Origin of the sequence: Sphingomonas sp., from assembly GCF_036388435.1 — a bacterium.
In the GTDB taxonomy this organism is placed as follows: Bacteria; Pseudomonadota; Alphaproteobacteria; order Sphingomonadales; family Sphingomonadaceae; genus Sphingomonas.
Map to the genome: position 1 here is coordinate 16,254 of NZ_DASVRV010000041.1, position 24,807 is coordinate 41,060.

Here is a 24,807-nt window from a genome sequence, read left to right on the forward strand (position 1 = left end):
TTCGGCGGCCGTGATATTTTCGACAGGATGCCCGTCCGGCGCACCTATGCCGGGACGTGCGGGTGGCATAGGACGGTGGCGGAGACGCGCCGAAGCGTCCGCGATGACCGGGGAGGCTGAAGGATCGGGGTGCTAGGTCGTCGCGCCTTCCTGCTCGGTTCCGTAGCGACGCTGGCCTGGGGCGCGGCCGCGCGCGGGGGGCCTTTCCGGCTGGCGGCGGCGCGACGCGTCGCGTCGCCCGGCCTGTCGGCGCCGATCGAGATCGTCGATGACCGCTACGGCGTGCCGCACATCCGCGCCGCGTCCCGGGCGGACGCCTTTTTCGGCCAGGGCTATGTCGTCGCGCGCGACCGCCTGTTCCAGATCGACCTGGCGCAACGGCGCGAGCTCGGCCGGATGGCGGAGGCGTTCGGCCCCGATTTCGCCGAGCAGGACGCGGCGGCGCGGCTGTTCCATTATCGCGGCGACCTGGAAGCCGAGCTGGCGCGCGTGCCGCGCGAGGTGCTGGACTGCGCGCGCGCCTATGTCGACGGCGTCAACGCGCGCATCGCGGAGGTGGAGCGCGACCCGGCGCTGCTGCCGCCCGAATATGCGATCCTCGGTGTCCGGCCGCTCCGCTGGACCCTCGGCGCGCTGGTGCTGACGCGCGACGTGTCGGTGGGCAATGTCGACGACGAGATCCGCCGCGCCTGGCTGGCGGCGCTCGGGCTGCTCAATCTGGACGCGCTGGTCGCCCCGCTTCGCCCGGCGGGAACGCTGGCCGTCCCCGACGGGCTCGACGCGGCGGCGGTGTCGGACGCCGATCTGGGTGTCCTGCGCGGCGGCGGGCCGTCCTTCGGCCCCCGGACGCCGGTGATCACACCGGCCGTCACGCCCGCCGAGCGCGCCGGCGCGGGCTCCAACGCCTGGACGGTCGCGGGCCGCCGTACGGCGACGGGCCGCCCGATCCTGGCCAATGATCCGCATCTGGGGATCGGCGGGTTCGGGCCGCGCCATGTCGTCCACCTGACCGCGCCCGGCCTGGACGTGATCGGCGCGGGAGCGCCCGGACTGCCCGGGATCATGCAGGGGCATACCGACCGCTTCGCGTTCGGCCGCACCAATTTCCATATCGACCAGTCCGACCTGTTCGTCCTCGAACTCGATCCCGCCGATCCGGAGCGCTACCGCCACCAGGGTGGCTGGCGGCGGTTCGAACGCGTCGCGGTCGAGATCCCGGTCAGGGGAGCGCCCCCGCGCGCCGTCACCTTGCGCTACGCCGCCCAGGGTCCCGTCGTGTCGCACGACGCCGCGCGCCGCCGGGCCACCGCGCTCGCCGCCATCGCGCTGCGGCCGGGCGCGAGCGGTTCGTTCGCGATGATCGCGATCAACCTGGCGCGCGACTGGCCGTCGCTTCAGCGCGCGTTCCGGCTGCATCCGTCGCCGACGAACTTTCATTATGCCGATGTGGACGGCCATCATGGATGGCAGGTGATCGGCTTCGCGCCCGTCAGGAAGCGCGGCGACGGCCTGATGCCGGTGCCCGGCGACGGACGGTACGACTGGACGGGCATGCGCGGCCACGACACGCTGCCCAGCGACTACGACCCGGCCAAGGGCTGGTTCGCGTCGGCCAATCAGAACAACCTGCCCCCGACCACCCCGCGCGACCGCATCCCCGCCTATTCGTTCCGCGACCCCTACCGCTATGACCGGATCGTCGATGTGCTGTCGCGGCAGGAGCGGCACGGGCTGGCGGACAGTATCCGGCTGCAGCAGGACACGCTGTCGACGCCCGCGCTGCGGCTGCTGGCGCTGCTCCCCGATGCGCCTTCGGAGCGGGCGCGGCCCGCCGCCGCCATGCTCCGCGGCTGGAGCGCGCGGATCGACGGCGACAGCGCGCCCGCCGCGCTGTTCGAGCTGCTCTGGCGCGAGCTCGGCCGCCGCGTCCTGGCCGCGGTGGTGCCGCCCCGGGCCCGGGAACTCGTCGCGGAAATCGCCGCAGGCGCGTTGTTGCGGATGCTGGAGGGGAGGGACGCCCGGCTTCCGGCCGCCGCACGCGACGCGCTGGTCGACGGCGCGCTCGGGTCGGCCTGGGAGAGCGCGCGGCGGGAGATGGGCGACGATCCCGCCCGGTGGCGCTGGGCGACGCTCCACAAGGTGCGCATCGCCCACCCGCTGTCGCGCGTCCCGGCGATCGCCGCCGCCTTTCCGCCGATCGAGGGCGCCGGGTCGGGCGGGGACGGCTATACGGTCATGGCGCGCTGGGTCCCCGCGAACGACGGCTGGCGGACGGCGGGCGGGGCGAGCTACGCCCAGGTTATCGATGTCGGGGCATGGGACAATTCGGTGATGCTCAACCTGCCGGGCCAGTCCAACGACCCGCGCTCGCCTCACCACCGCGACCATTATGTCCCGTGGATCGCGGGCCGGATGCTGCCCATGCCCTTCAGCCGTGCGGCGGTGGACGCGGCGGCCGAAGCGCGCACCATATTGCGACCGGCGGGGCCGGGGGCATGAAGGTTCCCGGCCTGCTGCTCGCCGGCGCGGCGCTGTGCGCCGGGTCGGCCGCCCCGCCGCCGCGTGTCGACGTGGTGATCCGGGGCGGCACCATCCACAATGGCGCCGACCAGCCCGCGTTCCTGGGCGATGTGGAGGTGCGCGGCGACCGCATCGCCTATGTCGGCCCCGGCCGCGGCACGGCGGCGGTTCGCGTGATCGACGCGCGCGGCCGGATCGTCGCGCCGGGCTTCATCGACCCCCACACCCATCCCGACAGCTACCTCCGCGCGCCCGATCCGGCCAGACGGCTGACCCTGCCCTGGCTGGCGCAGGGGGTGTCCACGATCGTCGTCGGCGGCGACGGCCGGGGCACGCCCGACGTGGCGGCCGACTTGGCCGGGCTGGAGGCGAGCGGCATCGGCGTCAACGTCGCGGCGATGGTCGGCTTCGGCGCGATCCGCGCGCGGGTGCTGGGTCCGGTCGACCGGGCGCCCACTCCCGCCGAGCTGGGCCGGGAACGCGCGCTCGCCGCCGCGGCGATGTGCCAGGGGGCCCTGGGCCTCTCGACCGGGCTGTTCTACGCGCCGCAAAGCTATGCGCGCACCGACGAGGTGATCGCGGTCGCCGCCGAGGCGGGCCGGCGCGGCGGGCTGTACGACACGCACCAGCGCGACGAGTCGACCTATACGATCGGGCTGCTCGCCTCGACGCGCGAGGCGATCGCGATCGGCCGCGCGGCCGGCACGCCCGTGCACTTCTCGCACCTGAAGGCGCTCGGCGTGGACCTGCACGGTCAGGCCCCGGCCCTCGTCGCGGAGATCGCGGCGGCCAGGCGCACGGGGATGCGCGTCACCGCCGACCAATATCCCTGGCTGGCGTCGGGATCCAGCCTCGACGCGGCGCTGCTGCCGGGCTGGGCGGTGGACGGGGGCTACCAGGCGCTGATCGCGCGGCTGGACGATCCCGCGACGCTGGCGCGGATCAAGACCGGGATGCGCGACAATCTGCGCCGACGCGGCGGGGCGGACGCGATCCTGCTGACGAGCGCGGGTCGCCCCTGGAGCGGCCGGACGCTCGGCAGGGCGGCGGCCGGGTGGAGGGTCGATCCGGTCGACGCCGCGATCCGTATCCTGCGCGTCGCCAACGCGGCCGGCACCGGCGCGGCCGGGCCGGGGATCGCCAGCTTCAACATGGCCGACCGCGACGTCGACCTGATCATGGCGCAGCCCTGGGTCGTCACCGCTTCCGACGGATCGGACGGCCATCCGCGCCAATATGCCAGCTTTCCGCGCAAATACCGGACCTATGTGCGCGAGCGCGGGGTCGTGACGCTCGCCGACTTCATCCGCCGGTCGACGGGGCTGACGGCCGACATCTACGGCATCGCCGGGCGCGGTTACCTCAGGCCGGGCCACTATGCCGATATCGTCGTGTTCGATCCCGATCGCTATGCGCCGCGCGCCGATTACATCCGGCCCGACCGGCCGAGCGTCGGGGTGGACGCCCTTCTGGTCAATGGTCGCCTGGTGCTGGCGAACGGCGCCGCCACCGGCATCGCGGCGGGGCGCGCGCTGCTCAGGCCGCGTCCCGCCGGCTGCCCCCCACTCCCTGCCAAAGGTCCGCGATGATCCCTCCTCCCTTTCTCCTTTATCTCGGCCGCTCGGACGACGAGATCGGCCTGAAGACCTCGCGCGGGGTGGCGGTGTTTCGCCGCGGCGATTGCGTGGGCGAGTTCCGGCACGACGAATGCCGCTTCACGCTGGACCTGCCGCGTCTGACCATGGCGCAGGCGCGGGCCGCGGGCGCGCGGACGCTGGTGCTGGGGATCGCCAATCCCGGTGGCCGGCTGGGCGAGCCGCTGGTCGAGGACGCGCTCGGCGCGATCGCGGCGGGAATGAACGTCGCCTCCGGCCTCCATCAGCGGCTGCGCGACGAGCCCCGGCTGGTCCGGGCCGCCGCCGAAGCGGGGGTGACGCTGTTCGACGTGCGCGATCCGCCCGCGAACCTGCCGGTCGGCAACGGGCTGCCGCGCGCGGGGAGGCGGCTGCTGACGGTCGGCACCGACTGTTCGGTGGGTAAGATGTACGCGACGCTGGCGCTGCGCGACGCGCTCCGCCGCCGGGGCGTCGCGGCCGACTTCCGCGCCACGGGGCAGACGGGCATCCTGATCGCGGGCGCGGGCGTACCGCTCGACGCGGTGGTGGCCGATTTCATCTCGGGCGCGATCGAGGCGCTCAGCCCGGCGCGGCACGACGACGGCTGGGACCTGATCGAGGGGCAGGGGTCGTTGTTCCACCCCTCCTTCGCGGGCGTCTCCACCGGGCTGCTCCACGGCGCGCAGCCCGCCGCGATCCTGCTGTGCCACGACCCGTCGCGCCTGCGGATGCGCGGGCTGCCGCATTATCCGATGCCCGATCCGGCCGCGTGCCTGGCCGCGAACCTGTCGGTCGCGCGGCTGACCAGCCCGGACGTCCGCGCGGTCGGCGTCGCGCTCAACACGTCGGCGCTGGACGAGGCGGCCGCGCGCCGGTTGTGCGACGCGACGGCCGCCGAGCTCGCGCTGCCCTGCACCGATCCCCACCGCTTCGGGGCCGACCCGATCGTCGACGAGATGTTCCGATGCTTCGCACCCTCCGCGCCGTCCGCGACCGTTTCGGCCTGACGGCCCCGTTCCGCATCGCGCGCGGGGTGAAGACCGCGGCGGATGTCGTCACGGTCACGATCGGGCAGGGCGACGCCGTCGGCCGGGGCGAGGGCGTGCCCTATCCGCGCTATGGCGAGACGGTCGACGGCGCGCTCGCCGCGATCGAGGCCGTCCGACCGCTGATCGAGGCCGGGGAGGGGCGCGCGGCGATCGGCCGGGCAATGCCGCCCGGCGCGGCGCGCAACGCGCTGGACTGCGCGTTGTGGGACCTGGAGGCACGGATCGCCGGGACGACCGTGGCGGCGCTTTGCGGGCGGCCCGGCCCCGCGCCGCTCGCTTCCGCGATCACGATCGGCATCGACGCGCCCGGTGCCATGGCCGCGGTCGCGCGCCGGGCGGCGCCGGCGCCGCTGCTGAAGGTCAAGGTCGACGCCGTGGGCGCCGCCGATTGCATCCGCGCCGTCCGCGCCGCCGCGCCCGCGCCGCGGCTGATCGTCGACCCGAACGAGAGCTGGACGATCGACGACCTTCTGCGGATCGAGGACGTGCTGGTCGAGCAGCGCGTCCACCTGCTCGAACAGCCGCTGCCCGCCGGCGCGGACGAGGCGCTGGCCGGGCGGCGGTGGCGCGTGCCGCTTTGCGCCGACGAGTCGCTTCACGTGACGGACGATCTCGATGCGCTGGCGGGTCGCTACACCCATGTGAACGTCAAGCTGGACAAGACGGGCGGGCTGACCGAGGCGCTGGTGCTCGCCGAGGCGGCGCGGTCGCGGGGGTTCGGGTTGATGGTCGGGTGCATGATATGCTCCTCGCTCGGCATCGCGCCGGCGATGCTCGTCGCGGACGGGGCCGAGTTCGTCGACCTCGACGGCCCGCTCTGGCTGGCGGAGGACCGGCCGGGCGGGGCTGTCGACCGGGAGGGCGTGCTGTCGCCGCCCGCGCCGGGCTTCTGGGGCGGCGGGGCATGACCCCCCTGCGCCGCTGGTTCGCGGTGCCGCTCTGGAAGCGGGTGGTCGCCGGGCTCGTGCTCGGCATCGCGCTCGGCGCGCTCTGGCCCGAGGGCGCGGTGGCGATCCGCATCGTCGGCGAGCTGTTCGCGCGGCTGATCCGGATGCTGGTGGTGCCGGTGGTGCTCGTCACGGTGGCGGCGGGCATCGCGGCGCTCGGCGATCCGCGACGGCTGGGGCCGATCGGCGGGCGCGCGGTGGGGTTGTTCGCGCTGACCACGCTGATCGCGGTGTCGATCGGCATGGCGGCGGGACTGATCCTCCGCCCGGGCCAGGGGATCGCGCTCGCCGGTGTCGCGCCGCACCTGCTCGGCCGGCCCGTGAGCCCGACCGAGCAGCTGCTGGGCGTCATCCCCGTCAACATCGTCGACGCGCTCGCCAAGGGCGACATGCTCGCCATCCTGTTCATCGCGATATTGTTGGGCGTCGGCGCCGTCGTCTCGGGCGAGGCGGGCAGGCCCGTGACGGCGCTGCTCCAGTCGCTGAGCAGCGTGCTCCTCCAGATCGTGCGGATCGTCATGGAGGTCACGCCCTTTGGTGTCCTGGCGCTGATCGCGGGCGCGGTCGCCACCGGGGGCGCGGCGGTGTTCGTCAATATCGGCTGGCTGGCGCTGTGCGTGGTCCTGGCCTCGCTGGCGCAGATGGCGCTGGTCCATGCGCCGCTGATCCGGTTCCGGGCGAAGCTGCCGGTGGGGCGCTTCTATCGCGGGATCGCCGACGCGCTCGTGGTCGCCTTCTCGACCGCATCCTCGTCGGCGACGCTGCCCGTCGCGCTGCGGGTGGCAGGGGACGATCTGGGCGTGGCGCGGCCGATCGCGTCGACGGTGCTGCCGCTGGGGACCAGCATCGGCAAGGACGGGACGGCCATGTATGTCGGGCTGCTCGGCCAGTTCGCGCTCCAGGCGCTGGGCGTCGTTCCCGATGCTTCCATGCTGGCGATCATGCTGCTGACCGGCGCGCTGGCCGCGTTCGGGACCGCGCCGATCCCGTCCGCCTCGCTGTTCATGCTGGCCGCGATGGGCGTCGGGCCGGAGCAGACGGCGCTCGTCATCGGCCTCGTCCTGCCGTTCGACCGGCTGCTCGACATGACGCGCACCGTGCCCTCGGCTTCCGCCAACCTGACGGTCGCGACCCTGGTCGCGCGTGCGGAGGGCGCCCTCGACGAGCGGCGTTTTTACGGCCTAGACCGGCCGTCATGATCCGCACCGACCTTCTCCACGCGATCGCCCTGACCTTCCTCGCGGCGCCGCCGGTCCGGGCCGAGCCGGACCCGGCGGTCGCGGCGGCGCTGGCGACGGCGGCGCCGGGGACGCGCATCGGCCTGGTCGTCGTCGACGAGGGCGGGCGCGAGATCGTCGCGATCCGCCCCGACGAGCGCTTCATGCCCGCGTCCAACACCAAGATGTTCACCACCGCCGCCGCCTTTGCGATGCTGCCCACCGCCGGCCCCGACGATGCCGGGGCGACCGTCCGGCTGGAGGGCCGCGACGTGGTGCTGACGGGGCGGGGCGATGCGCGGCTGTCGAGCGCGGCGGATTGCCGGACCGACTGCCTCGTCGATCTGGCACGCGCGGTGGCGCGGCGCACCCGCGTGGTGGGCGACGTGGTGGGCGACGACAGCGCCTTTCCCGACGAACGCTGGCCCGCCGGGATGAGCTGGAACAACATGGCAGGGCGCTACGGCACCGCCATCTCCGCGCTGACGATCGACGACAATGTGCTGACGCTGGTGGTGCGACCCGGCGCGGCGGGCGCGGCGCCGACGATCCTGGGCGACGGTTACCACCGGATCGAGAACCGCGCGGTCACGGTTCTCGGCGCGGGCAAGGCGTCGCTTGATGTCGCCCGCCTGCCCGGCGGCGACGTGCTCCGCGTGGAGGGAACGGTCCCGGTCGACGCGGCGCCCGACACGCTGTTGGTCGGCCTCGACGATCCGGCCCACCGCGCGGCGTGGCGGCTCGCGGCCCTGTTGCGGGCGGAAGGGGTGCGGGTGACGGGCCGCGTCGTCGTGCGCCACCGGCCGATCGGTCCGTCGGACGATCTGCGGATGCGTGGACCGGCCCCGCCGCCGCGCCCGCCCGCGCCCGCGGTGCTCGCCCGCTTGGTCCCGCCGCCGCTCGCGGAGGATCTGCGCGTGACCAACAAGCTGAGCCAGAACCTCCATGCCGATCTGCTGCTTCGCCGCGTGGGCGCGGTCGGCGGCACGGGGTCGGTGGCCGATGGCCGGGCGGCGGTCGGCGCCATGCTCGACCGCGCGGGCGTGGCGCGCGGGGCCTATGACTTCGCCGACGGCTCGGGCATGTCGAGCTATAACCGCGTGTCGCCGCGGGCGACGGTGCGCTTCCTGCGTTGGGCCGGAACCCAGCCCTGGGGCGAGGCGTGGCGGGCGACGCTGCCCGTGGGCGGCGTCGACGGAACGCTGACGCGCCGGTTCCTGGGCACTGCGCTGGCGGGCAAGGTCTTCGCCAAGACGGGCACGCTCAACGCGACCAACGCGCTGTCGGGCCACATGATCGCGGCGAGCGGGCGGATGCTGACCTTTTCCGCGCTTGCCAACGACGTGCCGGGCGACGGGTCGGCGACGGCGGCGATCGACGCCGCGCTAGTCGCGGTCGCCGCCGCCAACTGAGGCGTCCCAGGCCGCGATCAGCGCCTCGCCGGTGGCCGGGCGCAGTTCGACGATGCCGCTGTCGGAGTGCCGGGTCGGATGAACGCGGTTGGTGAGCAGCGTCCAGGCGACGCCGCGGTCGAAGTCGATCCACAGCCCGGTGCCGGTGAACCCGGTATGCCCGATGGTTCCGGCCGAGCAGGCCTGTCCGCCCGACCAGCCCGGATGGCGCATCTCCCACCCGATCGTGCGGTGGCCGCCGACGGGCGCGCGGATCGCCGCCAGCGCGGCGGCCGACGCGCCGCTCCCGTCGAGCAGCCCCCGCGCGACGTCGAGCACGCCGTCCACGGTGCCGAACAGCCCGGCATGACCGGTCCGCCCGCCCATCGCGAAGCAGTTCTCGTCATGGACCTCGCCGCGCAGCATCCGCCCGCGCCACCGGCAGAACTCCGTCGCGACGGCGGGGCCGGGCGGCGGGCCCCAGGACAGCCCTTCGCCCAGCGGCAAGGCGTCCAGCCCCGCTCCCGTCAGCCGCTCCACCGCGATGCCGAGCAGGATGAAGTTGATGTCCGAATAAACGGGCGGACCCCGGCGCCATTCGCGCTGGAGCACGAAGGCGCGCAGGCGGGCGGGATCGTCGCCATAGGTGTAGATCGGCGCCACCGCGGGCAGGAAGCTGCGGTGGAGCAGGCAGTCGCGGAACGTCAACCTTCGCTCGGGCGCGTGCGCGACGTCGTACTGGCGCAGGTCGGGTATCGCGTCGGTCAGCGGCCGGTCCAGGTCGAGCCGGCCCTCGTCGGCCAGCCGCAGGACGAAGCTGGTCGTGGCGATCACCTTGGTGAGCGAGGCGAGGTCGAACCAATGGCCGCGCGTGAGCGGTTCGGCCTGGCGCGTCTTCGCCGCGAGCCCCGCGATGCGAACGGCCCGCGCGCCCCCGGCGGTGACGATCCCCAAGGCGGCGCCGGGAACGCGTCCGCCCGTCACCGACGCCAGCGCGGGGCCGAAGGCGGCATCGGCCGGACCGTCGATCATCCCGGCACCGACATATCCGAGCGGATGCGTGCCGGCTCGGGCGGGGGAGGTGGGGCCGTCGTCGACGGGCGGTCACCCTCCAGCCAGTCGGTGAACGGCAGGCCGTACAACATGTCGAACACCTCCAGCTGCAGCCGGGCCGCGCGGTGGCGGTTGCTGTTCCAGAGCATGGCGACGCCGCTCCGCTCGGCCGGGTCGAACAGCAGGAGCGATCCATAGCCGTCCACCGATCCCCGGTGCCCGACCAGGCGCCGCCCCGCATAGGTGAAACTGCGCCAGCCCAGCCCATAGGCGGCGTCGCCCAGCGCCCTGTCCGCCGCCGAACGGCGGCCGGTGGGCGGGGTCGCCACGCGGGGGCCGTGCACCGTCGCCAGCACGGACGGCGGCAGCACCGACGGCGCCGCGCCCATCTGCGCGCGCATCCACGTCACGAGGTCCTGGATCGATCCGTTGACGCCGCCCGCCGCCGGCACGCGGTAATAGGCGTCGTTCACGATCGTCGGCCGCCGCGCCAGCCGATGCGGCCGCGCCCAGCGGCGTGCGGTCTGAAGCCCCGCCCGCCCGACGCTGGCCCCCGTCATGCCGAGCGGCGCGAACAGCCGATCGCGGGCGGCGGCGGCATAGGGCCCGCCGGTGGCGCGCGCCACGATCTCGGCCGCAGCGTCGAACGCGATGTTCTGATAGGCGTAGCAGGTCGCGGGCGGGCAGAGGAGCGGCAAGCCGCCCATGGCCGCGCGCAGCGACCTGGGGTCCTCGCCCGCCTCCAGCCGATCGTCCCAGGCGTTGCGGACCAGCCCCGTGCGGTGGCTGAGCACATGCGCGACCGTGACGCCCCGCGGCCCGCCCGGAAGCCGCAAGGTCGTGGCCAGATCAGCGATCGGCGCGTCGAGCGAAAGCCGGCCCTCGGCGGCCAGTTTCGCGACCAGCGCCGTCGCGACGCCCTTCGACACCGACCCCCAGCGGAACACGGTGTCCGGCGTCACGGGCGCCCCCGACCCCGCCATCCGCTCGCCATAGCCCCGGATGAACCGCACCCGTTCCTGCTCGACCACGCCGATCGCGAAGCCCACCATGTCCGGGTCCTTCATCAGCAGCCCGATCCGCCGATCGAGCTGCGCCTGGTCGATCCGGGACGGCGCGGCCCTGGCCGCCGCGCGTGCGATCGCGGGCGCGTCCGCGGCAGGGGGCCGCACCGCCGCGAAGGTCAGGATCGCGGCTGCCGCCAGCAGCAAGGCGAGGAGCAGGAGCGCGATCCGCCGCCATCGCCGCCGGTCGCCGTTCGTCGATGGCTTCACCCGACGCGCGCCCCTTCAGCTGTCGACCAAGAACCGATCCTTAGGACGTTCGCCCCGCCCCCGCCAAGTGCCGCGTCGCCGGTCGCGCGGTCCGGGGCCCGCCGCCGGCGGGGCCGAGCATTAGGCGGCCAATGCCGGCCTGTTGTCGATCATGCTGCCGAGGATGTCGGAGATCGTCGCCAATTGCCGGGTGACCAGCGGGGTCACCAGCCGTACCTTCGTATCCAGAACGCACACGGCACCAAGGCGCGTGCCTTCCTCCGATACGATGGGTTGGCCCGCATAGGTGCGGAAGCCAGGCTCGCCGATGACGAAAGGGTTGCTCGAAAAGCGCTGATCGGCCCTTGCGTCCTGAACGACGAACAGGCTGCCGCTCGCGATGGTATGATTGCAGAATGCGTCGGCTCTCGGTCCGCTTTCCGCTTCATAGCCGAAGCAGGATTTGACCCACTGCGTGTTCTCGTCGATGAACGTGAGCAGGCATACGGGAAATCCCGTCACCTCCGCCGCGTGGCGGGTGATCAGGTCGAATTGGCGTTCGCGCACGGCATTGGCGAGCCGTTTACGCTGCAGCGCCACCAGCCGAGCCTTTTCGTCCAGCGGAATGGGGAACCCGAATCGAACGGACGAGGACAAGGGCATCGGGCGCGGGCCCGCCGTGCGCGGCCGGTCCGGCCGGAGCCCGGCATTCGCGATGCGCTGTCGGCTCGCCTCGGCGACCTGGTCGCAGGCATGGCTTACCTTTTTCAGAAAGGCCGAATGGTTTTCGGACAATTCCCGCTTGCTCAGGCACAGCGACGCGCCGAGCGCCTCGAGCTTGGATGCCATGGTGATGTTCTTGGTGGCCTGCTCGGACACCACGATCTTGCACAATCCCTTCATGCCCGACAGCATCTCGAGGAACGCGGCACCGTCGATATAGGGCATGCACAGATCGAGCGTCACCAGGTCCGGCGCCAGACGCTTCACCAGGTCGAGGCCGGATGCCGCATCGGCCGCTATCCCGACGATCTGGAAGCCGGGCCGCGAACCGAAAGCCGCTTCCAATATCGCCTGCGAGGTCCGTGAGTCGTCGACGATCACGACGCGCCTGACTGTCCGAGCATCGACGTCCATAAGAGGCGACCCTTCAATAAAACCCTGTGAGCTCGGCGCCATCCCCGACTGCGGGGGTGATACTTACAAGACGGCCGTGTGACCAAAAGCTTAAGCGAACCTGTACTCGGTTCGACCCAGTCGGCTCGGCCGCTCCTCGATCGGGCAGGCCGGGCCGGGGCTGCGGCTGTTCTCCGGCATGATGTCTCGACAGGCCAAAACAGGCCCGCATATGTGCGTGGCGATCGATACCGCGCGCGAAACATCGGGCGTTCCGAACGATCGATCCCGTTCTCGAAATTCGCCGACGATGTCTAACGCGACAGCTCTGCGACGCTCAGTCCAGCCGAACGCGCGATGATGTCGCCTTTTGCGCCGGACGCGTTGACCCGCACGAGGACGGAAGCGATCCCGGCCTCCGTCGTGGCGGCATCGGCGCCCACGATCTCGTACCCACCGCTCGCCTGAAAGGTGACGAGCGCCGCCCCGGTCGGCGCCGGGCGGCCTTGCGCGTCGACCAAGGCCGCCCGAGCGAAGATCAGGTCGCCTTTCGCCGGACGCACGCCGCCATGGTCTACCGCGAGGCGAAGCGCGGCAGGATTTCCCGGTGTCTCGACGACATGACGCGCGACGACGCGACCGGCAATATAGGCGGTGGCCTCGACCCGACCCGGCTCGAACCGGCCGGCGTCGAAGGTGATCGGCGGATGGGCGAGATTTCCCGATAAAGCATCGCGCACCGGTCGCCTGCGCCCGAGCGACCGGCCGTTGAGCGTCAGCTCCACCTCCTCGGCGTTGCTGAACACGCGGACCTTCGGGGTCGATGCGGGCGTCCAATAGCTCGCGATGCGCACCACCGGGCCGAGGTCGGCCGCCTGCGATCGCTCCCCCGGATCGCGCTGGCTCCGAAAGAACCAATAGGCGAATTTCGGCAACCGCTCGAGGCTCATCAGGCCCGACAATTCCAGGTCGTCGGCATAGCCGCGATTATAGTCGAACATCGCCCAATAACCGTCGGCGAAGGCGGGCGTGCGCCGGTTGTCGTCATGCGCCTCCTGGACGTTCAACGCCTGCTGGAGCAGCCGCGCCTCGCCGCCTCCGAGCGCCTGGCGGGACGTACGCTCCTCCGCCTTCAGCTCACCCCACGCCGCCTGGTTCAGGCCGGCATTCTGCGCGTAATATTCCCAGTCGCCATATTCGGACACGACATAGGGCCGGCCGGGCGCCTCGTAATGCTGCAACCGGTGCTGCCTGGCCTGCAGGAAGATGTCGTAGCCGTCATTCTGCCACCCCGCCGACCAGGCCTGGTCGCCCGGATATTCCTCATGCACGACCCGGTCGAACGCCTTGACGAGGTCGGGCGGCATCCCGCTTTCGTTGAGCGAGCATTCCCAGGCGATCACGCTGGGATGGTTGCGGTCGCGTCGGATCATGTCGCGGCAGGTGCGGATCACCTGGGCGCGAAAGGCGGGATCGGGATTGTGGAACTGCCAGCCCGGAATGGCGTCGATCAGGACCAGCCCGAGCGTGTCCGCGGCCGCCATGAAGGCGGGCGAATGCGGGTAATGCGACAGCCGGACATAGTCGAACCCGGCTTCCTTGATCAGCTTGGCGTCGCGGTAGTCGGCCTGGGGGGACAGCGCATATCCGACATAGGGATATTCCTGGTGCCGGTTGACGCCGCGCAGGAACATCCGTTCGCCGTTGATGACGAAACGATCGCCGTCGAAGCCGATCCGGCGGATCCCGACGGTCGTCTCCGTGCGGTCGATCCTGCCACCCTGGCCGCTCACCTCGGTGACCAGGCGGTAAAGGCTGGGTGAGCGTGGCGACCAGAGCCGGGGCGCGGCGAGGGCCAGCGTCTGCACGTTCCGTCCCGATGCGCCGGCCGCCAGCGTGAGGCTCGCCTCGGCGCGGGCGACGATCCGCTCGCCGCTATAGAGCCGGTGCGCGATCCGGACGCGCGATCCTCGTCCGCCAGTGTTGCGCGCATCCGCCGCCACTCGAATGGTCGCCGATGTCTTGTCGACCTGCGGATAGGTGACGAACAGCCCGCCGCCGGCGACGCGGTCGGCGTGCATCTCGTCGCTCAGATGCACCGGCGGTTTCACGAACAGGCGAACGCCCCGGTACAGCCCGCCATAGGTGTTGAAGTCGAGGTCCTTGAGCGGCTTGGGCCCCGTGACCGGGTTGTCGCGATTATCCAGCCGGATCAGCAGCTCGTTCGTCCCGCCCGGGCGCAGATGCGGGGTCAGGTCGATCGTGAAGGGGAGATAGCCGCCCAGATGCGTCGCGACCGGACGGCCGTTCAGGCTGACTGCGGCGACGTTCATCGCCGCCTCGACCCGCAGCATCACGGTCCGGCCGCGCCAGCCGCGGGGCGCCGCGAACCGCTTCCGGTAAAAGGCGATGCCCTGCCATTGATCGTTGACGATGCGCGGCTCGGTCCGCGTGGTGTGCGGCAGCGTGACGGTCGACCAGGCCAGCGCCGGATCGGGCTCGGCGCGGACCCCGCGCTCGATCCGCTGAAAGCGCCAATCGGCGTTGAAAGGCATCTCTTCGGCCACCGCCGTCAGCGGCGCAAGCAGGGCCAGCAGCGCGGCGATCAGGCGGAGAGGCGTCACGGCCGGCGGTACTGGTGCGCCAGGAAGTCGAAGGCGGGCAGCGCCTCGTGTCGCTTCAGGTCGAACCAGGCCGCGTTCTCCCAATTCGATCCCGTGCCCCAGCGCGTCTTGCACCGGGTCGATACCCAGGCCGGTTCCCAATAGACGGTGCCGATCCCGCCCCGGTCGACCACGGTCTGGGTCAGGTCGATCAGGTAGCGACGTTGTCCGGCCGGCGTCGCGGGATAGCCGGGAATGAGCGTGTCGGGGCCGAGCAGGTTGGGCAACCGGTCCGCGCCGTCGTTGGTGAACGGATAGGCGGTCTCGACCACGATCACGTCGGCCCTGTAGCGCGCCTTCACCCGCGCGATCGTCTCACCGAGTTGTGCGACGGTGCGCGTCGACCATTTGCGGTAATAGCTGATGCCGATCACGTCGTAATCGATCACCCCCGCGGCGGTCGCGTCCTCGAACCAGGGCTCGACATGCTCCGGCTGGGCGATGTGGAGCATCACGCGCGGGTTGATCCGCGCGACCTTGCCCGCGTCGCGGACGGCCTTGATGCCCGCGTTGAACAGCATGGCGTTGCGCGCCCAGTCGATGCGCCGATCCTTGACGCCGCCCATCAGCTCGGGATTGGTCTCGTTGCCGACCTGCACCATCTCGGGCATCAGCCCGGCCGCGTCGAGCCGGGCGAGGACGTCGCGGGTATAGTCGTACAGCGCCTCGGCCTGCGCCGCCGTGTCGAGCCTGGCCCAGGCCGCGGGCGCGATCTGCTTCTCCCCATCGGCCCAATCGTCCGAATAATGGAAATCGAGCAGCACCTGCATCCCCGCCGCCCGCGCGCGGCGGATGGTCTTTGTCACGTCGGCGAGGTCGCTGTACTTCGTCCAGGTCGCATCGTTCCAGATGCGCACGCGGACCAGATTGCCGCCGCGCGCCTTCAGGAGCGCGAACGGATCGACCGGCTTGCCGCCGGCCCGGAACACCGCCCCGCAATCCTCCATCTCGTTGACGTAGGACAGGTCCGCGCCGAGATAGAGCCCGCCCGCCGGCTTGGGCGCCAGCCGCGTTTGCGCGGTGGCCGAGGTGCCGGCGAGCAGCGCCAGGGCGAAGGCCGCAACCGCCCGCCGCATCAGAACCGGTATCCCACGCCCGCCAGGAAGCGGCGGCCGAACTTCTCGAACCGGCCCTGGAGCGCCCGGTCGCCATAATAGGTCTCGAACGGCTCGTCGGTCAGGTTGTTGGCCTGCACCAGCAGCTGCAGGCCCTTCAGCGCCGATCCGTCGCCGAACTCGTAGCTGGTCTGGAAGTCGAGCACGCCCTCCGGCGCGGTGAAGAGAATGCGGTCGGTATCGCCCAGCTCGGTCGCGTAGCTGCTGCGATAGCGATAGGCGATCCGCGCCTCGAAGCCCGACTTGCTGTAGTAGAGCGTGGCGTTGCCGACATGCTTGGACAGGCCCGGCAACTGGATCGTGCCGATCGCGTTGTCGTTCTCCTCCACCGTGATGCTGCTGTCGGTATAGCTGTAATTGAGATAGACGCCGAATCCGTCGAACGGCGCGGGCAGGAAGGTGAGCGCCTTCTGGAACAGCACCTCGAAGCCCTTGATCGTTCCGCCCCGACCATTGACCGGCTGGCGGAAGGTGCCTTCCAGATCGGGTCCGCCGCCCGGATTGGGGACGAAGATCGGCGTGACCTGCGGCACGATATAGGTGCCGAGATCCTTGTAGAAGCCCGACACGGTCAGCGCGCTGTCGCGGTCGAAATACCATTCGACCGTGGCATCGAGCTGCTTGGCGCGGAACGGTTCGAGCAGCGGGTTGCCGCCGAACGCCGCGGGCGTGCCGAAGGTGAAGACGCCGAAACCCGCGTTGAGATCGTCGAGCGGCGCACGCGCCAGCGCCTCGCTGGCGGCGAAGCGCAACTGCAGCTTGTCGGTCGGCTTGAAGGTCAGGTTGAGGTTGGGCAGCCAGTCGGTGAACTGGTTGCGCACCGCCACCGGCGACAGGGTGGTGACGACGGAGAGATCGGGCTGCTCCGTCTGGTCCAGGCGGCTGCTGCGCGACAGCGTCTCCGTGCGGATGACGCGCAGGCCGAGATTGCCGGTGAAGGGCAGGCCGAAGACGTTGCCGTCCAGGTCGACCTGCGCGTAACCGGCATGGGTCTTCTCGGCCACCTCCCAGCTCGACGTCTCGTCGAACTGCGACGTCGTCGGGACGATCGGGCCGAAGAGCTGCTCGACCGCAGGCAGGATCTTGAGCGACTGGACCGACGGCAGTCCGGCATAGCTGCCCGGGAAGCGGTATGGCTCGTTGAGCAGCGCGGTGGGCACCGGCGTCCGCGCGGCGAGGTCGATGAAGCCGAATTGCGTGCGCGTGGTGAAGTCCTTGGTGCGGTCGGTATAGCGTCCGCCGAACCGGAGCGCGCTGAGCGGACCGCGTCCGATCTCGCGGCGCACGTCGAAGCTCGCGCTCAGCAGCTCGTCGTTGATCCTGGGCGCTCCGCCGCCATTTCCGGGAATCTGGAAGTCGGCGACACGGTTGAGCGCGGGATCGGTCAGGTCGATGTCGAAGCCGATCGCGGCCGCCCGGCCGGCGGTGGTCCCGAAGGTGGAGGTGGGCCGGACGCCGAACGGTTCGGTGCGCAGCGTCAGGAACTGCTGGTCCCGGCGCGTGGTCGAATAACCCACATCGGCGAGGATCTCCCACCCTTCCGGCCGCCACGCGGCGTTCAGCCCCCCTGCATAGAGATCGTCCTCGAAGAAGAACAACTCGTTCACTCCGCGGACGATCTGGCCGAAGGACTCGTTGCCCGGGAACACGGTCGTGGTGATCCCGGTGACATAGCCGTTGGCGACCGTCGGATCGGTGAAGACGTTGCCGAAGGGCAGGTTCTCGACGCGGAACCCGCGTTGCGTCTCGTCGAATTTCACATGGCTGTAGAAGAAGTCGCCGTTGATCTCGAAGCTGCCGCTCGGGCGCCACTGGACCGCCGCGAGCGCACCGTGGCGGATGTCGTCGCCGCCGCGCGCGAGGCCCTCGAAGCCGAACGGGATCTGATCCTCGCCCTGGCCGTCGCCGTCGATGTCGGCGAAGCTGTTTGTGTAACGGAAGACGTTGGTGCGGACCGTGGCGACCGACTGGCGCCGACCGGAATAGCCGATGGCCAGCCCGAGCGTATCGTCGGCGAACTGACCGACATAGGAGGCGCTGACGATATAACCGAGCGCGTCGGTATCGGTCACGTCGCCCGCTAGATCGCTGTAGATGCCGCGCGCGTTGAGCGCGATCCGGGTGCTGCCGATGTCGAGCGGACGCAGCGTCTTCAGGTCCACCTGGCCGGCGATCGCGCCCTCGACCTGCGCGGCGGTCGGCGACTTGAAGACGGAGGCGCCGGTCAGCAGTTCGGCGGGATATTGCTCGTACCGGATGTTGCGGCTGCCCTCCGCCGAGACGATCTCGCGCCCGTTGAGGAGCGTGTTGACCAGGTTCGGCCCTAGCCCGCGGATCGAGATCTGGGTGCCGTTGCCGCGGTCCCGGTTGGTGGCCAGACCGGGCAGCCGCGCGAGCGACTCCGCGATGCTCGCCTCGGGCAGCTTGCCCAGATCCTCGGCGGACAGCACCTCCTGGACGCGGTCGGCGTTGCGCTTGGCGTTGATCGCGGTGCGGAGCGACTGGCGATAGCCGGTCACGATCACCTCTTCCCCCGCCGGCTCCTCGGCGGGCGACTGCGGTGCGGGCGCTTCCCCCTGGAACCCGACGGCCGCGGCCTGGACGAAGCCGCCTTCGATCACCAGCGTCCCCTGGGCGCTGGTCCGCACCAGCAGCCCGCTGCCGCGCAGCAGCAGCGTCAGCGCCGCGTCGGCGGTCATCCGGCCGCGGACCGGTGCCGCGCGCTTGCCGGCGACCAGCCGCGGCGAGAAGACGATCTCGCGCCCCGTCTGCCGCCCGAACTGCGCGAGCGCGGTCCCCAGATCCTGCGCCGGGATGTCGATCGCCACGCCGGGCGCATTCTGCGCCGTGACGGGCGCCGCGCCCGCGCAGATCACCGCCGCGCCCGCCAGCGCCAGTGCCCGAAAGCCGTATATCCCCATGCGATCTCTCCCCTCATCCACGGCGCTTGGCGGCCGTCTCAGGTCAAGAAACGCGGGTCCGGCGAAAACCCGCACCAATTATCCGATTTATTTTTCGCCGGCTCTGGCGGAGCGGTCGACATCGTTTCGCGCGACGATCTCGATGCCCCCGGCGGTCGGGATGGCCGCGACGGGAAGCACCTCCGCGATCACCCGGACGAACCGCTCCGGCGCACCGGTCCTGAACACGCCGCTGACGCGCAGCGCCGCGAGCCGGCGATCGGTCACGACGATCCGGCGCGGCGAATAGCGGTTGAGCTCGCGCGCGGCCTCGGCGAGCGTGACGTCCTCCAATGCGATCAGGCCGTCGCGCCACAGCAGCGCGGCCCGGGTGTCGACCGCCGCGACGGTACCGGCCGCGATCCCCGTGGCGGTGAACGCCTGTCCCGCGCGCAGGATGGTGGGCGGCTTGGCCCCGGCCCGGGGCGACCGCTTGTCGGTGACCGCGATACGCCCCTCCACCAGCGCGACCTTGAGTCCGCGCCCTTCCATCCGGACGTCGAACACCGTGCCGAGCGCCATCACCTCGCGGCCCGCGGCGTGAACGACGAAGGGGCGACGAGCATCCTTGGCGACGTCGAACGACGCCTGGCCCCGGAGCAGCCGCACCGTGCGATGCGCGCCCTTGTACGCGACCTCGATCGCGGTGTCGGTATTGAGCGTGACGGCCGTGCCGTCCTGCAGCGTTATGCCCAGCCGCTCGCCCCGGCGGGTCGCGAAGCTCGTACCCGGCGTCGGGCCCGCCTGCGCGACAGCCGGGGCGGTCGCCGCCGGGCGCTGCGATCCACGGACCGCGATCAGCGTCGCCGCCGGCAGCCCGAGCAGCGCGACGCCGGCGGCCAGGCGCATCCAGTTCGAAGGGGCGGGCGACGCCGCCAGGGCGGCGCCGCGCATCGCGTGCAGATGCGGATCGTCCACGTCGTCGAACAGGGCCCACACACCCTCGGCGCGTGTCCAGGCGGCCCGGTGGTCGCGCGACGTCGCCAGCCAGTCGTCGAACGCGGCGCGTTCCGACGGGTTCAGCGCGCCCATGTCGTGCCGCACCCGCCAGCGCGCCGCGGCGATGTCCGGCGACGTCGGCCCGACCGGATCCTGACCTTCAACGAGCCTCATCTGTCGTCCCGCAATCGCATGAGATGCGCGACGGCGCGCGCCATGTGCTTCTCGACCGCGCTGACCGATATGCCCAGCCGCACGGCCACGTCCTGATAGCGCAGCCCTTCCATCCGCCGGAGCACGAAGACGTTTCGTGTCCGCTCCGGCAGTTCGAGCAGCGCGGCGCCCGCCCGACGCAGTCGTTCCTGCCCCTCAACAACGCGGTCCGCGGCGAAATCCTCACCTCCGTGGCGATTGCCGTCGAACAGCTCGTGACGATCGGCCTCGCGGACCCGCCGCCGCCGGCCCCGGTCGCGCAACACGTTGGCCGCGGTTTCGAACACATACCCGCCCAGCTTCTCGATCCGGTCCAGATCGCCGCGCCGCGACAGCCGCACGAAAACGTCCTGCACCAGATCCTCCGCCTCGGACCGATCCACCCGCCGCTCGAAAAAGCGCAGCAGCGAAGGGCGGAACCGCTCGATCCCGGCCGGCGCCTGTTCCGCGGGGGCTGAGCAACGCGGACTGGCGGGCGATCGCGACAAATTCTTATCTCTACAATCTTGCGGCCTCGGTCGGCACCAAATCAGAAAGGTGGTTCAAGCTTCTTCTATCCTCGGGGTCAACCGTCGGGCGTCGGCCGGCTGCGAAGCGGTCCGGCGTCGCTGCGGAGTCCGCCACCGCCCTAGCCGATGGCGGCGGCCTGGATCGCGCGGCGCCGAAAGGGTATCCCCGACGAGACCATCAACGGAGGGACGCGCTCATGAAGACGATCGTTGCAGGTCTACTGGTCATCACGGCGACCGCGGGGCCGGCGGAGGCTCAGCTGGGGAGGCGGACGGCGCAATCCATCTCTCCCACGGATAAACAGCAGGGTGCGGCCGCCCATCCTCAGCTGATCGCCCAGTTCGGCGGCGCGTATGCGGGACCACAAGCGAGGTTCGTCGAACGCGTGGGCAGGCGGGTCGCCCTCCAGTCCGGGCTGTCCAATGCGGGTGGGGACTTCGTCGTCACCGTCCTGAACTCGCCCGTCGAGAACGCCTTGGCGATCCCTGGCGGCTATATCTACATCACGCGCCAGCTTCTGGCGCTGATGAATTCGGAAGCGGAGCTGGCCTCGGTGCTCGGCCACGAGGTCGGCCACGTCGCGGCGCGGCATGCCGCCGGCCGCAACACGCGCTCGACGATCGGATCGCTTCTGGCGGCCGGTGCCGGGGCGTTGACGAAAAGCGATCTGGCCAGTCGCGTGGTCGGCACCGGTGCCCAGCTCTACACGCTGCGTTATGGACGGAACCAGGAATATGAGGCCGACACGCTCGGGGTGCGCTACATGACGGCGGCGGGCTATGACCCCTATGCCGCCGCCGATATCCTCAGCGCGCTGGACGCATCGTCGAGCCTGACGGCACAGGCGTCCGGAACCGGTGGGCGGTCGCTGCCAAGCTGGGTCTCGACCCACCCGAACGGGGAGGACCGGGTCCGGCGCGCGGCCCAACTGGCCGCCGCGAGCGGGCGACCGGAAACCGCGCCGCCGCAGGACACCGCGTTCCTGCGGATGCTCGACGGCCTCCCCTATGGGGCCGCGGGGGAGAGGAAGGTGATCCGTGTCGTGACGGTCGGACCGGGGGACAGCGTCGCATCGCTGGCCGCCCGCATGGCGCTTCCACAGCTCCAGCGGGAGCGTTTCATCACGCTCAACGGGCTGGATCCGGCGCAGCCGCTCAAGGTCGGAACGCTGGTCAAGCTCGTCGTCGCCGCATGAGCCGGTGCGTTCGCGGGACGGTCAAGTCGGTCGGCGCCCTCAACGGTCGTCCGGTATGGAGCAGCGGGAAGGCCGATCCACCTGATCGCTCATCGTAGCGGCCAGGCCCATATGACCAGCGGTGTGCCGACCAGCACGACCAATAGCGACAGCGGGGCGCCGAGCCGGGCATAGTCGCCGAACCGATAGCCGCCCGGCCCGAATACCAGCGTGTTGCACTGGTGGCCGATGGGGGTGAGGAAGTCGCATCCCGCCCCGATCGCCGTCGCGATCAGGAACGCCTCGGGCCTGTAGCCGAGATCGTGGGCGAACACCGCCGCGATCGGCGCCATCACCAGCACGGTCGCCGCGTTGTTGAGGAAGGGCGTGACCGCCATGGCCACCACCAGGATCAGCGCGACGGCTCCCCAGGGCGGCAGCGTGGCGGCGAAATGCGCCAGTGCGGTCGCGATCACGTCGGACGCGCCGGTCGTGCGCAGTGTGTCGCTCACCGGGATCAGGGCGCCCAGCATGATCAGGATCGGCCATTCGACGCCCTCATAGGCGTCGCGCAGCGGCAGCGTGCCGCTCGCCATCACCAGCCCCGCCGCCGCGAAAAAGGCGACCGCTACCGGCACATAACCGCTGGCCGTGGCCGCCATCGCCACCGCCAGGATCCCCAGCGGAATCCACCCGCGGCCGGAGCTTCCCAGCCGGAGCGACCGTTCGGCCAAGGGCAGCGTGCCCAGGTCCCGCATCCGTTCCGGCAGCTGGCTGAGCGGGCCCTGCAGGACGATCACGTCGCCGGCCCGCAGCGCGATCTCGCCCAATTGCCTGGTCAGCCGCTGCCCGGCCCGCGACACCGCGATCAGGTTCACGCCGTAACGCTGCTGGAGCAGCATGCGCCCGGCGGTCTGTCCCACCAGCGCCGAATTGGCGGTCACCACCGCCTCGATGACGCCGATCTCCTCCTTCGCACTCCCTTCCGGCAGGTCGCGCCCCTGCCCGGCCAGGGCCAGCCGGTCGCGCGCGATTACCCGCTCCAACATATCCGGACCGCCGCCGAGGATCAGGGTATCGCCCGCCCGCAGCCGAAGCTGCGGGTCGACGGCGGTGTGCGCCCCTGCCCGCAGGACGCCGGTGATCGTCACCTCATGATCGTGGCGGTCGGCAAAGGCGGCGACCGTCTCGCCGACCGCCGGCGATCCTTCGTCCAGGGTCGCCTCGGTGACATAGCCCCTGATGTCCAACGCCTCGCCCATCGTCGGCGCGGCGCGGCGGTCGCGGGGCAGCAGCCGGTAGCCGAAGCGCAGGAAGACGAGCCCGACGACCAGCAGCCCCAGGCCGGTCGGGAGATAGTCGAACATGCGGAACGGCTCGCCCGTCATCTGCTCGCGCACCCGGCTGACGATGATGTTGGGCGAGGTGCCCACCAGGGTGGTGAGCCCGCCGAGCAGCGAGGCGAACGACATCGGCATCAGGAAGACCGACGGACTGACGTCCTTCTTCCTGGCGACCTGAAAGGCGGCGGGCATCAGCATCGCCAGCGCGCCGACATTCTTCACCAACCCCGACGCGACGCCGACCGCCGCCGCGAGGATCAGCAGATGCGAGCGCACGCGCGTGACACGCTTGGACAGGAAGGCGAGCGCGACCTCGATCACGCCCGATCGCTGCATGGCCGCGGATATCACCAGCGCCGAACCGACGATGATGACGATGTCGTCCGAAAAGCCGGTAAAGGCCTGTTCAGGCTTCACCAGCCCCAGGGCAAGCCCCGCCAGCAAGGCGATGATCGCGGTGACGTCGTACCGAAACCTGCCCCACAGGAAAAGGCCCATCATCCCGACCAGAAGGGCGATCGACAGCAGTTGCGGCGTCGTCACGACCGCCCGTCCGACTTGTGGTCCCGCCCGATCGAGGCGACGGGGTCACGAGGCGCAGGGTCAGGGTCGGCGGGAAGTTCGAAAGTCGTGCCGTCCATCGACGGGCAACGGTTCGGATCGGTTTTGGTCGCAAGGGCGGTCGTGGAGCGACAGGCGGGCTGCGCCGTTTGGCATGGCAGCATCCGGGCGATCGCCGCCGCCGCGGCCGGCCAGCGTCCGAGAAAGGGAAAACGCGCATGAACGTCCTGCCTATCCTGCTCGCCCGGCTGCAGGAGATGCTCGCGGGCTTCATCCGGGTCCTGCCGCAGCTCGCCATCGCCATGGTGGCCCTGTCGCTGACCTGGTTCGTGGCGCGGTTCGCGCGCCGCATCGCCGATCGCCTGCTGGGCCGGACCGAGGTGCGCGGCACCCTCATCAACCTCACGGAAACGCTGATCGGCGTGATCATCTGGGTCGTCGGCCTGATGATCGCGAGTTCGATCGTCCTGCCGGGCGTGACCCCGGCCAATCTGCTGGCCGTGCTGGGGCTGGGATCGGTCGCGGTCGGCTTCGCGTTCAAGGACATATTCGAGAATTTCCTGGCCGGGGTGCTGATCATGCTCCGGCGGAAGATGCGGATCGGCGACATGATTGAATGCGAGAGCGTGGCCGGCAAGGTGGAGCATATCACGCTGCGCGACACCCATCTGCGCCACCTGAGCAACGAGCTGGTGCTGGTGCCCAACGCCTATCTGTTCAAGAACCCGGTCAAGATCCTGACCGAAGAGGCCAAGCGTCGCCACCAGGTGGAGGTCGGCGTCGGCTATGATGTCGATCTGGACGAGGCGCACCGGGTGATCGAGGCCGCGGTGCGCGGTGCCGACGGCGTCGACGGCGAGCAGCGGATCGACGTCTTCGCCAAGGAGTTCGGCGACAGCTCGATCAACTTCCTCGTGCGCTGGTGGGCGGGGTCGAAGCCCTATGACGCACACCGGTCGCGCGACGCGGTGGTGCGGGCGGTCAAGCGCGCGCTCGACGAGGCCGGCATGGAGCTTCCCTATCCCTATCGAACGCTCACGTTCAAGGAGCCGCTCCCGCTCGCCCGCGCGCACGGCAGGCACGTCGCGCGGAACGGGTCGGCCGAGCGCGACACGCAGCCGCCAAGCGATGGCGGCGACGGCTTCTGACGGCCGACGTCGTATCGCC

General features: G+C 71.0%; 17 protein-coding genes. 8 read left to right on the forward strand and 9 right to left on the reverse strand.

What is annotated here, in order from left to right:
- Positions 1-129 precede the first annotated feature (129 nt).
- The 6 genes from VF592_RS08445 to dacB are packed head-to-tail and all read left to right on the forward strand — an operon-like array spanning position 130 to position 8,761.
- Positions 130-2,499 (forward strand): penicillin acylase family protein, encoded by a 2,370-nt coding sequence (locus VF592_RS08445; protein ID WP_331005176.1) that lies wholly within the window; start codon positions 130-132, stop codon positions 2,497-2,499.
- Positions 2,496-4,109 carry an N-acyl-D-amino-acid deacylase family protein gene (locus tag VF592_RS08450; RefSeq protein ID WP_331005177.1) on the forward strand — a complete coding sequence of 538 codons (1,614 nt, stop codon included), beginning with the start codon at positions 2,496-2,498 and terminating at the stop codon, positions 4,107-4,109. Before VF592_RS08445 ends, VF592_RS08450 begins: the two co-directional genes overlap by 4 nt.
- A complete protein-coding gene (gene dgcN / locus VF592_RS08455) occupies positions 4,106-5,143 on the forward strand; it encodes an N-acetyltransferase DgcN (RefSeq protein WP_331005178.1) in 1,038 nt (345 codons plus the stop codon). The genes VF592_RS08450 and dgcN overlap by 4 nt, the downstream gene beginning before the upstream one ends.
- Entirely contained in the window at positions 5,101-6,093 is a 993-nt protein-coding gene (dgcA, locus tag VF592_RS08460; RefSeq protein WP_331005179.1) for an N-acetyl-D-Glu racemase DgcA, read from the forward strand. Before dgcN ends, dgcA begins: the two co-directional genes overlap by 43 nt.
- A complete protein-coding gene (locus tag VF592_RS08465) occupies positions 6,090-7,331 on the forward strand; it encodes a dicarboxylate/amino acid:cation symporter (RefSeq protein WP_331005180.1) in 1,242 nt (413 codons plus the stop codon). The genes dgcA and VF592_RS08465 overlap by 4 nt, the downstream gene beginning before the upstream one ends.
- Entirely contained in the window at positions 7,328-8,761 is a 1,434-nt protein-coding gene (gene dacB / locus VF592_RS08470; RefSeq protein ID WP_331005181.1) for a D-alanyl-D-alanine carboxypeptidase/D-alanyl-D-alanine endopeptidase, read from the forward strand. The genes VF592_RS08465 and dacB overlap by 4 nt, the downstream gene beginning before the upstream one ends.
- Here the strand turns inward: dacB and VF592_RS08475 are convergent.
- From VF592_RS08475 to VF592_RS08510, 8 genes are all read right to left on the reverse strand, one after another.
- Positions 8,735-9,772, reverse strand: coding sequence for a serine hydrolase (locus tag VF592_RS08475; protein WP_331005182.1), 1,038 nt, complete (start codon positions 9,770-9,772; stop codon positions 8,735-8,737). The two genes, dacB and VF592_RS08475, sit on opposite strands and share 27 nt — an antisense overlap.
- Entirely contained in the window at positions 9,769-11,067 is a 1,299-nt protein-coding gene (locus tag VF592_RS08480) for a serine hydrolase domain-containing protein (protein ID WP_331005183.1), read from the reverse strand. The genes VF592_RS08475 and VF592_RS08480 overlap by 4 nt, the downstream gene beginning before the upstream one ends.
- A 120-nt stretch (positions 11,068-11,187) precedes the next feature.
- Positions 11,188-12,150 (reverse strand): response regulator, encoded by a 963-nt coding sequence (locus VF592_RS08485; RefSeq protein ID WP_331005184.1) that lies wholly within the window; start codon positions 12,148-12,150, stop codon positions 11,188-11,190.
- Between the two features lie 326 nt (positions 12,151-12,476).
- The gene (locus VF592_RS08490) at positions 12,477-14,786 is read right to left on the reverse strand and encodes a glycoside hydrolase family 2 protein (RefSeq protein ID WP_331005185.1); all 2,310 of its coding nucleotides are present in this window, start codon (positions 14,784-14,786) and stop codon (positions 12,477-12,479) included.
- The gene (locus tag VF592_RS08495; RefSeq protein ID WP_331005186.1) at positions 14,783-15,901 is read right to left on the reverse strand and encodes an arabinogalactan endo-1,4-beta-galactosidase; all 1,119 of its coding nucleotides are present in this window, start codon (positions 15,899-15,901) and stop codon (positions 14,783-14,785) included. Before VF592_RS08495 ends, VF592_RS08490 begins: the two co-directional genes overlap by 4 nt.
- Positions 15,901-18,861 (reverse strand): TonB-dependent receptor, encoded by a 2,961-nt coding sequence (locus VF592_RS08500; RefSeq protein WP_331005187.1) that lies wholly within the window; start codon positions 18,859-18,861, stop codon positions 15,901-15,903. The genes VF592_RS08495 and VF592_RS08500 overlap by 1 nt, the downstream gene beginning before the upstream one ends.
- A gap of 87 nt (positions 18,862-18,948) precedes the next feature.
- Complete coding sequence (locus tag VF592_RS08505) at positions 18,949-20,013, reverse strand: FecR family protein (RefSeq protein WP_331005188.1); 1,065 nt, start codon at positions 20,011-20,013, stop codon at positions 18,949-18,951.
- Positions 20,010-20,540, reverse strand: coding sequence for an RNA polymerase sigma factor (locus VF592_RS08510; RefSeq protein ID WP_331005189.1), 531 nt, complete (start codon positions 20,538-20,540; stop codon positions 20,010-20,012). The genes VF592_RS08505 and VF592_RS08510 overlap by 4 nt, the downstream gene beginning before the upstream one ends.
- Before the next feature lie 218 nt (positions 20,541-20,758).
- Here VF592_RS08510 and VF592_RS08515 point away from each other — a divergent pair, with 218 nt between their 5' ends.
- Entirely contained in the window at positions 20,759-21,757 is a 999-nt protein-coding gene (locus VF592_RS08515; RefSeq protein ID WP_331005190.1) for a M48 family metalloprotease, read from the forward strand.
- An 89-nt stretch (positions 21,758-21,846) separates the two neighbouring features.
- Here VF592_RS08515 and VF592_RS08520 read toward each other — a convergent pair whose 3' ends face one another.
- On the reverse strand, positions 21,847-23,622 hold the full coding sequence (locus VF592_RS08520; protein ID WP_331005191.1) for an SLC13 family permease: 1,776 nt from the start codon (positions 23,620-23,622) through the stop codon (positions 21,847-21,849).
- A 236-nt stretch (positions 23,623-23,858) separates the two neighbouring features.
- Between VF592_RS08520 and VF592_RS08525 the strand changes: the two genes are divergently transcribed.
- Complete coding sequence (locus VF592_RS08525; RefSeq protein ID WP_331005192.1) at positions 23,859-24,788, forward strand: mechanosensitive ion channel; 930 nt, start codon at positions 23,859-23,861, stop codon at positions 24,786-24,788.
- Positions 24,789-24,807: the final 19 nt, after the last annotated feature.

Excerpts from the sequence above, each read along its gene's own strand:
- dgcA (WP_331005179.1), top strand. The coding sequence starts at position 5,101 with ATGCTTCGCACCCTCCGCGCCGTCCGCGACCGTTTCGGCCTGACGGCC.
- VF592_RS08500 (WP_331005187.1), bottom strand. The coding sequence starts at position 18,861 with ATGGGGATATACGGCTTTCGGGCACTGGCGCTGGCGGGCGCGGCGGTG.
- VF592_RS08525 (WP_331005192.1), top strand. The coding sequence starts at position 23,859 with ATGAACGTCCTGCCTATCCTGCTCGCCCGGCTGCAGGAGATGCTCGCG.
- dgcN (WP_331005178.1), top strand. The coding sequence starts at position 4,106 with ATGATCCCTCCTCCCTTTCTCCTTTATCTCGGCCGCTCGGACGACGAG.
- VF592_RS08495 (WP_331005186.1), bottom strand. The coding sequence starts at position 15,901 with ATGCGGCGGGCGGTTGCGGCCTTCGCCCTGGCGCTGCTCGCCGGCACC.
- dacB (WP_331005181.1), top strand. The coding sequence starts at position 7,328 with ATGATCCGCACCGACCTTCTCCACGCGATCGCCCTGACCTTCCTCGCG.
- VF592_RS08515 (WP_331005190.1), top strand. The coding sequence starts at position 20,759 with ATGAAGACGATCGTTGCAGGTCTACTGGTCATCACGGCGACCGCGGGG.
- VF592_RS08505 (WP_331005188.1), bottom strand. The coding sequence starts at position 20,013 with ATGAGGCTCGTTGAAGGTCAGGATCCGGTCGGGCCGACGTCGCCGGAC.
- VF592_RS08475 (WP_331005182.1), bottom strand. The coding sequence starts at position 9,772 with ATGATCGACGGTCCGGCCGATGCCGCCTTCGGCCCCGCGCTGGCGTCG.
- VF592_RS08465 (WP_331005180.1), top strand. The coding sequence starts at position 6,090 with ATGACCCCCCTGCGCCGCTGGTTCGCGGTGCCGCTCTGGAAGCGGGTG.
- VF592_RS08450 (WP_331005177.1), top strand. The coding sequence starts at position 2,496 with ATGAAGGTTCCCGGCCTGCTGCTCGCCGGCGCGGCGCTGTGCGCCGGG.